9 protein-coding genes are annotated in these 9,893 nt (G+C 71.4%); 3 read left to right on the top strand and 6 right to left on the bottom strand.

Annotated elements, in window-relative coordinates; translation table 11 throughout:
* Positions 1–888: 888 nt before the first annotated feature.
* Complete coding sequence (locus IF02_RS0113870) at positions 889–1,134, bottom strand: DUF397 domain-containing protein (RefSeq protein ID WP_030156725.1); 246 nt, start codon at positions 1,132–1,134, stop codon at positions 889–891.
* Entirely contained in the window at positions 1,131–1,967 is an 837-nt protein-coding gene (locus IF02_RS0113865) for a helix-turn-helix domain-containing protein (RefSeq protein ID WP_030156724.1), read from the bottom strand. The genes IF02_RS0113870 and IF02_RS0113865 overlap by 4 nt, the downstream gene beginning before the upstream one ends.
* A 127-nt stretch (positions 1,968–2,094) precedes the next feature.
* Here IF02_RS0113865 and IF02_RS0113860 point away from each other — a divergent pair, with 127 nt between their 5' ends.
* Entirely contained in the window at positions 2,095–2,520 is a 426-nt protein-coding gene (locus tag IF02_RS0113860; protein ID WP_051696200.1) for an ATP-binding protein, read from the top strand.
* Positions 2,521–2,800: 280 nt separating this feature from the next.
* Positions 2,801–3,004 carry a hypothetical protein gene (locus IF02_RS35495; RefSeq protein WP_234318193.1) on the top strand — a complete coding sequence of 68 codons (204 nt, stop codon included), beginning with the start codon at positions 2,801–2,803 and terminating at the stop codon, positions 3,002–3,004.
* A gap of 58 nt (positions 3,005–3,062) precedes the next feature.
* Here the strand turns inward: IF02_RS35495 and IF02_RS0113845 are convergent, their stop codons facing one another.
* The 3 genes from IF02_RS0113845 to IF02_RS0113835 all read right to left on the bottom strand — a co-directional run bounded on the left by IF02_RS0113845 (position 3,063) and on the right by IF02_RS0113835 (position 5,528).
* Entirely contained in the window at positions 3,063–3,311 is a 249-nt protein-coding gene (locus tag IF02_RS0113845; protein WP_030156720.1) for a hypothetical protein, read from the bottom strand.
* Between the two features lie 59 nt (positions 3,312–3,370).
* The gene (locus IF02_RS0113840) at positions 3,371–4,231 is read right to left on the bottom strand and encodes an LLM class F420-dependent oxidoreductase (protein ID WP_030156719.1); all 861 of its coding nucleotides are present in this window, start codon (positions 4,229–4,231) and stop codon (positions 3,371–3,373) included.
* Positions 4,232–4,304: 73 nt separating this feature from the next.
* Positions 4,305–5,528 (bottom strand): ADP-ribosylglycohydrolase family protein, encoded by a 1,224-nt coding sequence (locus IF02_RS0113835; RefSeq protein WP_420708146.1) that lies wholly within the window; start codon positions 5,526–5,528, stop codon positions 4,305–4,307.
* 551 nt (positions 5,529–6,079) lie between these two features.
* Here IF02_RS0113835 and IF02_RS0113830 point away from each other — a divergent pair.
* A complete protein-coding gene (locus IF02_RS0113830; RefSeq protein ID WP_267880917.1) occupies positions 6,080–7,210 on the top strand; it encodes a tyrosine-protein phosphatase in 1,131 nt (376 codons plus the stop codon).
* A 76-nt stretch (positions 7,211–7,286) separates the two neighbouring features.
* Here IF02_RS0113830 and IF02_RS0113825 read toward each other — a convergent pair whose 3' ends face one another.
* Positions 7,287–9,848, bottom strand: coding sequence for a bifunctional FO biosynthesis protein CofGH (locus IF02_RS0113825; protein ID WP_030156714.1), 2,562 nt, complete (start codon positions 9,846–9,848; stop codon positions 7,287–7,289).
* Positions 9,849–9,893: the final 45 nt, after the last annotated feature.

Here is a 9,893-nt window from a genome sequence, read left to right as displayed (position 1 = left end):
ACGTTCAGGGAGGGGCCCTCAGCGATGCGCGGCCATCCTTCCCTGTCCGGACTTCTCCTCCCCAGGACCACCAGGCCCGACCGGTGACGGGGGCGCGGGAAGGGCCAACCCGCACCAGACGGCGACGAGATGCCCATCCCGCGCCAGTTCGCAGCGGATCGCTACGCGCTTCTCTCGGCATGGCGTCCTACGGCCGTCTGGGGCTGGACATAAGCCGCCCACGCACCGCAAGTGAGCGGTCTTCCGGCGCCTGCACGTCGTTGGGAGCCGCCAGACGACGTCCATGGGCGGGTTCTCGGGCGTCTGCGGCTGTTTGGGCGCTCTTTGAGGCGAAAAGGAGGCGGGAGGGAGTCTGATGCCGGATTTCTCAACCTTCCACTCCGGCAAGGCCTCTTGTCGGCCTCGATTGGCTTCCAAAAGGGACAAACAGCCCGCTGTCGCAGGCCGAGGGCCCTCTGCGCCGGTCGTGGGCGGCCTATGACCAGCCCCAGACGGTCGCCGGACGCCAAGCCAAGAGAAGCGCGTAGCGATCTGACGCGTCTGTGGGCCCGGGGGCGCGGGATGGGCATCTCGCCGCTGTCTGGTGGGGGTTGGCCTGACAGGGTGCGGGAAAAGGGGGTCGGTGCCCTTTGGGGAGTTGGCTGAGCCGGGTGGCAAGGTCAGCATCCCTGATGTGGCCATGGGCTTGGCCGTCCCCCTGACCGTTCCTTCGGGGGCTTCCCGACAGTCTTATGGCATTCCGGGGCGGGGCGGTCGGTCAAGGGTGGCCGAAGGCCATCGCGAAGCGACGCGAACGAAGTGAGCGCCCTTGACGGACCGACCCGACACGGAAGGACAGTGGACTGTCGGGAAACCCCCGGACTCCCTCTGATGCCGATTGGCCGGAGCTCAGGCCCCGGTGACCCCGCCCAGGAAAGCCGTCCAGGTCGCGGGGTGCACGGCCAGCTCCGGGCTCGCCGTCAGTTTCGAGTCCCGGATGTGGACGGCGTCGGCGCATGCGGCGACCTCGACGCAGTTGTCACCGTCGCCACTGCTGTACGTGGACTTGTGCCAGGAGAGGGCGACCTCGACGCAGTCGTCGCCCTGGCTTCCGCTGTAGCTGCTCTTGAACCATCGCAACGGGGAGCTGTTCACAGGGATCCTCGCATTCGCATCAACAGGCCCACGCTGTCAGCAGGATTGAGGGCCTGGATACGAAGTTTGGCATACCGCTGATGGAGGAGGCTGATGTCTTTCAGGTCGGAGATGATGACTCCCGACTGCTGTCCCTCGCTGTAGCCCAGCCACTCGTTGTCTTCGGTTTCGAGGAGGCAAATGGGGCCACCGAGCCCCGCGTGGTGGGGGCTCACCCTCGGCATGATCTGCAGGTCGACGTTCGGTAGCCGTGCGCACTCCACCAGGTGGTCGATCAGCTGACGCGTCACCTCCGGTCCGCCGGTCTGTCGCTCGATCACGATCTCGTCGAGAATGAAACTGAAGATCGTGTACGGGGTGCGGTAGAGAATCTGCTGACGCTCCAGGCGGGCCGTGATGCGGGCCTCCACCTCATCTGGGGTGGGGAGCGGCAGAACGTCTCCTATCAGTGCCCGCGCATACGACTCAGGCTGTAACAGCCCCGGAACCGAGCGGCATTCGTACGTATTGAGGGCGATCGCCTCCTGTTCCAACTCCGCCCACCTCTTGAACCACTTCGCCAGACCTCGCTTCCGATTCAGTCGATTCGAGGCGATGCGGATGACGCCGAAGGCGTCCAGGGCCTCCTCCGATCGGTTCACGAACTTCACCGACGGGTGCCGTCGGCCCTGTTCGACCGAGCCGACGTACTGGACCGAGTACCGGACCCGCTCGGCCAGTTGCTCCTGTGTGAGTTCCGCGCGTTTGCGGAAGGCCTTTACGGTTTCCCCGAAGTTCCGCAGGTCGCTGTCCGACTCGACCTCGCCGTCACCGCTGTCCTCATGGCTCGCCATCGCGGTCACCTCCCGGAGGCCAGGTTCACGGGCGGTGACCACTACTGTCCAGAGCGTCAACTCGTACAGATGAAAAGTAGCGGTCGACTTTCTGGGAACTGCCCCGCCCACCCGGCATGTTGCTCCCATGACCGCACCCTCGGGCTCCGCCCAGACCCTCGCACGCGTGTTCACGCAGCGTTTCAGCAGCACCCGGCGGGGTGCCCGCCTCGCGCGGTGTCTCGCCATGGTCGAGCTGCACGACTGGGGGATCCCGCACCGCACTCCGCTCTCCGAGGACGCGGAGCGGATCGTCGCCGAGTTCACCGCCAACGCCGTCACCCACGGGCACGCCGCCGGCCGGGACTTCGAGCTCAAACTGACGCTCCTCGGGGGCGTGCTCCGCATCGAGGTGTCCGACGCCCGCCGGGAGCGGCGGCCGGCGCTCCAGCCGCCCGCGTACCAGGCCGAGGGCGGCTACGGCCTGCGGATCGTCGATGCCGTCGCCGCCGACTGGGGGGTCGCGGACCGTGTGATCGGCAAAACGGTCTGGGCCGAGCTCGGCCGACGGTAATACCTTCTTTGGGATCGCCGATCGACGCCGCAGAGCGGCTGCGGTGGAGCGGATGAGGCAGATGGTCGTCGACGGCGAGATCGACTTCTCGACGATCGATGGCGGCGCTGGCGGCGACGCGCATGCGCCGGGACTGCGATCGGCCGCGTGAGCGAGAACTACCTGATCGACACGAGCGTGCTCATCCGTTTCTACCGCCGGCAGGCCGCTCCCGCATGGGACGAGCTGGTCACTTCCGGAGTCGTGGGGCTGTGCGAACCGGTTCGCCAGGAGTCCCTGTGTGCCGTCGGAGGGCGTCCGGCCTGCTACGAGGCCGATGGTCTGCTTCGGGAGACCTTTCCGTACTTCGTGGCCCGCGAGTCCGGTCGACCTGCTCGTCGCCGTCACCGCGCAGCACCACAAACTGACCGTCCTGCACCAAGACGCGGACTTCGAGACCATCGCCCGCATCACGGGGCAGCCCGTTCGGCGCATCGCGGACTGAGCGCGCGCCGCGTCGCCTGGGCAGGGTTCGCGAACCGGCCCGCTCTCCCGTCGGCCGTTCAGGCGCGGTCCTCCGGGACGAAGACGCTCACCCGGTAGGACGTCGGGTGGGTGAGGCGGCCGCAGAACTGGTCGATCCGGAGGGTCTCGGGGTCGGTGACCTCGCCGTCGGCGATGAGGCGGTGGATGTACTCCTTCATCTCCGCGTGCTCCTGCGTCGAGAACAGCGGTTCCCAGTGGCCCGGTACGGCCGCCGCCCGGCGGTGGGCGCGTTCTCTGCTCCGCTTGCGTTTTTGCTGGCCCGGCATGTGGATCAGCCCCCTTTCGGGGGCATCATCCGGCTGCCCGCGCGCCCGCGTCGAACGAATTAGAGGTACTGCGCCAGGTCGTCCAGGACGCGGAGGATCTCGGGCTCTTGGGCCGGCGGGAGCTGGACGACGACCTCCTCGATGCCGAGGTCCGCGTAGTGGGCGAGCTTGCCCGGGTTCGGGTGGACCGCGTACGGGACCACCTGGAGGGTCTTCGGGTCGCGGCCCGCGGTCTCCCAGACCTGGCGCAGCACCGGCAGGGATTCGGTGAGGCCGCCCCCGCCGATGGGGAGCCAGCCGTCGGCGTGGTCGGCGATGGCCGAGAAGAGCTTCGGGCCGGCCGAGCCGCCGATCAGGGTGCGGGGGCCGTGGAGGAGGTGGCCGGGGCCGAGCTCGCGCGGGGGCAGGACCGGCTTGGGGTGGGCCATGCTGGGCTGTACGGAGGAGAACTCGCCGACGTACGCGGTGGGTTCCGGGGCCCACAGGGCGCGCATCAGGGCCATCCGGTCCCGGACCAGCTCGCGGCGGGTGCGCCACTCGACGCCGTGGTCGGCGGCTTCCTCGACGTTCCAGCCGTAGCCGATCCCGAGGGTGAAGCGGCCGCCGGAGAGGTGGTCCAGTGTGGCGATCTGCTTCGCGAGGGCGATGGGGTCGTGCTGGGTGACGAGGGTGATGCCGGTGCCGATGGAGAGCCGCTCGGTGACGGCGGCGGCCTGGCCGAGGGCGACGAAGGGGTCGAGGGTGCGTCCGTACATCTCGGGGAGCTCGCCGCCCATGGGCGCGGCGGTGTCGCGGCCGACCGGGATGTGCGTGTGCTCGGGGAGGTAGAGCCCGGCGAATCCGCGCTCCTCGAGGGCGCGGGCGAGGCGGACGGGGGAGATGGTGTGGTCCGTCAGGAAGATGGTCGTGGCGATCCGCATGGCTGGGGGCACCTCCGTGGCTCTTCGATGGAGGGCCACGCTACGGCCTGCGCGTCGGATTGTTGAGGGGGCGTCAGCCGCTGCCGACGGGATAGCGGGTCAGCCAGCCGGGGGAGGAGGCCTTCGGGCCGTGCAGGGAGGGGCCCTGGGTCATTTCGAGGGCGAAGTCGTCGGCGAGTTCCAGCAGGGCGGCCCGGCCTTCGAGGTCGGCGAGCCAGCCGCCCGGGAGGGCGGTCTCGCCGTGCAGGGCGCCGAGCAGGGCTCCGCAGAGGGCGCCGGCGGCGGTGGAGTCGCCGCCGTGGTTGACGGCGAGGCGCAGGCCGTGCGGGACGTCTTCGGCGACGAGCGCGCAGTAGACGGCGACGGCGAGGGCCCGCTCGGCGGAGTGGCCGTTGTCGTCCCCCTCGCCCCCGCCCGGGGCAAGGGCGAGGGCGGCGACCGAGTCGGGGGAGGGCGGGCCCTGCGGGACGGCCGCGAGCGCTCGCTGGAGGGCGTCGGTGACGATCTGGTGGCCCGGGCGGGCGCCGAGCAGGCCGAGGGCGTGCTGGACGGCCGCGTCGAGGGAGTCGCCGCGGGTCAGGCCGTGGACGATGACGGCGAAGGCGCCGGCGGTGAGGTACGCGGTGGGGTGGCCGTGGCTCTGCGCCGCGCACTCGGTGGAGAGCTGGAGGACCAGCCCGGGCTCCCAGCCGACCAGCAGGCCGAAGGGGGCGGAGCGGGCGGCGGCGGCCGCGTCGCGGGCGGTGGGGTTCTTCGGCTGGTCGAGGGTGCCGAGTACGTCGTCGGCGAAGCCGGTCAGGCAGGCGCGGTCGGGGCCGCGGCGGACGTAGAGCCACTCCTGCCGGGCGAGCCAGCCGTTGTCCTTGCGGCGCTCGTCGGGGCCCCAGTCGTGCTGGGTGGCGGCCCAGCGCAGGTACGCGCGGTGGATGTCGGTCGGCGGGTGCCAGGCGCCGGTGTCCCGGCGTACGTGGGCGCGGATCAGCCCGTCGACGGTGAACAGGGTGAGCTGGGTGGCGGCGGTGACCGTGCCGGGGGGCCCGTACGGGCCGGGGGCGGGCCCGGTCAGGCCCTGCGGGCCGTGGGCTTCGTGGATGCCGTCGAGGGAGAGCCCGGCCGCGGGGGCCCCGAGGGCGTCGCCGACGGCGCAGCCGAGGAGCGCGCCGCGGACGCGGCTGCGGAAGTCCTGCTGCTCGGCCCGGCCCCAGAGCCCGGCGGCGACCGGGGCCCGCCCCCCGAGCGTCCCGCCGGGATCGCGGCCGCTCGCGGCCCCGGGGCCGCGCCCGAGGCGCGCCGCGATTCCGGCCGCGGCTGCCGCCCCGCCCGCGACTCGGGCCGCGCCTGTGACTCGGGCCGCGCCGGCCACGGCGTCGACGCCGGCTCCGGCCCGGACGGCGGGCTCGTCGCCGGGCCCGGTGCTGGTGCCGGGGCCGTACCCGGTGTCGACGCCGAGCCCGTTCCCGAACCCGTTCCCGAGCCCGGACCCGCTGCCGTTCCCGAGCCCGCTTCCGGACCCGCTGCCGGTTCCGTTCCCGAGCCCGTTCCCGGTTCCGGTGCCGGCCGGTATCGAGTGCTTCTCGGTCGTCGTGTCGTCCATCGCGATCCCCCTGCCCCGCCCCGGCATGCTCTGGCGCGCACTGTAATGGACACGTCTGATCGAATCCGGAACCAGGGCGTCCAGCAGGCCGTATGCGCGTGCAGATCGGCTGGATTCCGCACCACGATCCCGCGACATCTCGTTCACATCCGGTCCGAAACGGCCACCAGATGCCCAGGTGGCGCGCCTTGATCGGCAAGTGGCACGTTTTGCCACTCGCCTTGGAGCCGGTCGGTTCAGGCCATGTCTCGTTCATGCAGAGTTCTCCGGCGGCCAACAGCCTCAAGGGCATGAAGAAGGCACTCCTCGCCGCGACCGTCGTCGCCTCCGCGCTCACCGCTTCGCTGGTCGCAGCCCCCGCCGCCACCGCCTCCCCGGCCTCCACCGGCTGGGACCTCCCCTGGACCGGCCACCACCACGGCCGCACCTCCGTACCGTTCACCGAGGCCACCGTCACCGCCGGCGCCGACGGCCGGTTCACGCTGAAGTGGAACGCCCCGGGCACCAAGCGGGTCGAGATCAAGGCGAACGGCAAGGTCGTCGCCAAGGGCGGCGCCCAGGGCACCGCCGTCGTGTCGGGGCTGCCCGCCGCCGACCGCCAGTGGTTCGACTTCGAGCCCGACCGCGGCGAGGGCCTGCGCCTCGCCGACCGCCTGATCAAGCTCGAAGGAGCGGTCAACTTCCGAGACGCGGGCGGCTACCGCACCACCACCGGCCAGTGGGTCAAGATGGGCGAGGTCTACCGCTCCGACGCCCTCGACAAGCTGACCGCAGCCGACCTGGCCAAGCTCCAGCGCCTGCGCGTCAAGACCGTCTTCGACCTGCGCATGGAGAGCGAGCGCACCACCGACCCCGACAAGGTCCCGGCCGGTGCCACGTACACCGTCGCCGACGTCTTCGCGGGCTCCGGCTCCTTCCAGGTCCTGCCGAAGTCCCCCGACGAGGCCGTCAAGGCCATGGTCGACGCCGAAAAGGCGATGGTCGGCGGCGAGGGCGGCAAGAAGGCGTACAGCCAGGTCTTCGAGGGCCTGGAGCGCGACCGCGACCGCGCCGTCCTCTTCCACTGCACCGCCGGCAAGGACCGTACGGGCTGGGCGAACGCCACCCTGCTGACCGCTCTCGGCGTGCCGGGCGACACCGTCATGGCCGACTACCTGGCCAGCAACGACTACCGCAAGGCCGCCAACGACGCCGTCCTGTCGCACCTGCCGGCCCCGCAGGCCGCCGTCTACAAGCCGATGCTCGACGTGCGCGCCGAGTACCTGAACTCCGGCTACGACGAGGTCAAGGCCAAGTACGGCACCTTCGACCGCTACCTGAAGGACGGGCTCGGCATCGACGCCCGCGAGCTGAAGCAGCTCAAGAAGGACCTCCTCGTCGGCTGACCAGGAACCGGCCGCCACGACGAACGGCCCGGCCGGGATCGCCCCCGGCCGGGCCGTCCGCGTTCCCGCGTACCCCTCAGTCCAGCACCGGCAGCAGCTCCGGAAGGTGCCCGTCCGAGGCGCGGGCCGCCTCCTGGCGCTCCTGCGGCACCTCCCCGTACAGCGTCGTACGGGCCTTCGCGGGCCGGCCCGCGGCCTCCGCGACCGCGATGAGGTCCCGTACGGACTTGTACGAGCCGTAACTCGACCCGGCCATCCGGGAGATGGTCTCCTCCATCAGCGTGCCGCCGAGGTCGTTGGCCCCCGACCGCAGCATCTCGGCCGCGCCCTCCGCGCCCAGCTTCACCCAGCTCGTCTGGATGTTGGTGATGTGCGGGTGCAGCAGGATCCTGGCCATCGCCGTCACCGCGCGGTTGTCGCGGACCGTCGGACCGGGCCGGGCGATGCCCGCCAGGTACACCGGCGCGTTGGTGTGGATGAACGGCAGCGTCACGAACTCCGTGAAGCCGCCCGTCCGCTCCTGGATCCGGGCCAGGGTGCGGAAGTGCCCGAGCCAGTGCCGCGGCTGGTCCACGTGCCCGTACATCATGGTCGACGAGGAGCGGATCCCCAGCTCGTGCGCCGTCGTGACGACGTCGATCCAGTCCGCCGTCGGCAGTTTGCCCTTGGTCAGCACCCAGCGGACCTCGTCGTCCAGGATCTCCGCCGCCGTGCCCGGGATGGAGTCCAGCCCGGCCTCCTTGGCGGCCGTCAGCCACTCCCGTACGGACATCCCCGTCCGCGTGGCCCCGTTGACGACCTCCATCGGCGAGAACGCGTGCACGTGCATCCCCGGCACCCGCTCCTTCACCGCCCGCGCGATGTCGAAGTACGCCGTCCCCGGCAGGTCGGGGTGGATGCCGCCCTGCATGCACACCTCGACCGCGCCCACGTCCCACGCCTGCCGTGCCCGGTCGGCGACCTGGTCCAGCGACAGCGTGTAGGCGTCGGCGTCCGTACGGCGCTGCGCGAACGCGCAGAAGCGGCAGCCGGTGTAGCAGACGTTCGTGAAGTTGATGTTCCGCGTGACGATGTACGTGACGTCGTCGCCCACCACCGACTTGCGCAGGTCGTCCGCGATCCGGCACAGCGCGTCCAGCGCCGGGCCGTCCGCGTGCAGCAGCGCCAGCGCCTGCGCGTCGGTCAGCCGCGTCGGATCGTCGGCGGCCTGCGCGAGCGCCGCCCGCACGTCGGTGTCGATGCGCTCGGGGACCATGCCGGGGGCGGCCGCCTCGCGCAGCGCCTCCCAGTCCCCGTAGACGTGGTCGAAGTCCTCGCGCCGGTCGGAGGTCCGGCCCTCGGTGTCGATGCTGGCGTGCAGATCGGTGCGCCCGTACGAGCCGAACCCCTCGTCCGGCTCCTGCCAGGGATGGCCGACGACCTCGGCCTCCGGGTTCGCCAGACCCGTCTCGGGATCGGCCAGGGCCCGTACGTGCGGCAGCAGCCGCGGGTCCAGCCACGGCTCGCCGCGCTGCACGAACTCCGGGTACACGCAGAGCCGCTCGCGCAGCTCGAAGCCGGCCGCCGCGGACTGCTCGGCCAGTACGTCGATCTGGGGCCAGGGCCGCTCGGGGTTCACGTGGTCGGGGGTCAGCGGCGAGACGCCGCCCCAGTCGTCGATGCCGGCCCGGATCAGCCGCGCGTACTCCCCGTCGACCAGGTTGGGCGGCGCCTGCAGGCAGCCGGAGGGGCCCATGATGTGCCGGGCGACGGCGACCGTGGCGACGAGGTCGTCCAGCTCGGCATCGGGCATGCCGCGCATCGCCGTGTCCGGCTTGGCGCGGAAGTTCTGGATGATCAGCTCCTGCACGCCGTGGTACGAGCGCGAGACCCGGCGCAGCGCGAACAGCGATTCCGCGCGCTCCTCGTACGTCTCGCCGATCCCGATGAGCAGCCCGGAGGTGAAGGGCACGGAGGACCGCCCGGCGTCCTCCAGCACCCGAAGGCGTACGGCCGGCTCCTTGTCGGGGGAGCCGAAGTGGGGGCCGCCGGGCTCGGACCACAGACGGTTGGCCGTGGTCTCCAGCATCATCCCCATTGAGGGCGCGACGGGCTTGAGCCGTTGGAAGTCGGCCCACGACATCACACCCGGGTTCAGGTGGGGCAGCAGCCCCGTCTCCTCCAGGATCAGGATGGAGATGGCCCGCACGTAGGAGATGGTGTCGCTGTACCCCTGCGCCTCCAGCCACTCGCGGGCCTCGGGCCAGCGCTCCTCGGGCTTGTCGCCGAGCGTGATGAGCGCTTCCTTGCAGCCCAGCGCGGCGCCCCGGCGGGCGATGTCGAGGACTTCGTCGGGGGACATGTACATCCCGTGGCCGGCCCGGCGGAGCTTGCCGGGGACGGTCGCGAAGGTGCAGTAGTGGCATTTGTCGCGGCACAGGCGGGTCAGCGGGATGAACACGCTCTTCGAGTACGTGATGACGCCGGGCCGCCCGGCGGCCGCGAGGCCGGCGTCGCGGACCCGGGCGGCGGAGGCGGCGAGGTCTTCGAGGTCCTCGCCGCGCGCCTGGAGGAGCACGGCCGCCTCGGTCGCGTCGAGCGCGACGCCGTCGCGGGCCCGGCGGAGCGCCCTGCGCATCGCGTTGTCGGTCGGAGTCATGCCGTGAGCATACGATCCGACGCCGGACCGCCGAGGGGGCTCCGG

This window comes from Streptomyces sp. NRRL S-244 (genome assembly GCF_000717915.1).
In the GTDB taxonomy this organism is placed as follows: Bacteria; Actinomycetota; Actinomycetes; order Streptomycetales; family Streptomycetaceae; genus Streptomyces.
The sequence above is the reverse complement of the archived record's forward strand: the minus strand, read 5'-3'. Positions and strand labels throughout refer to the sequence as shown.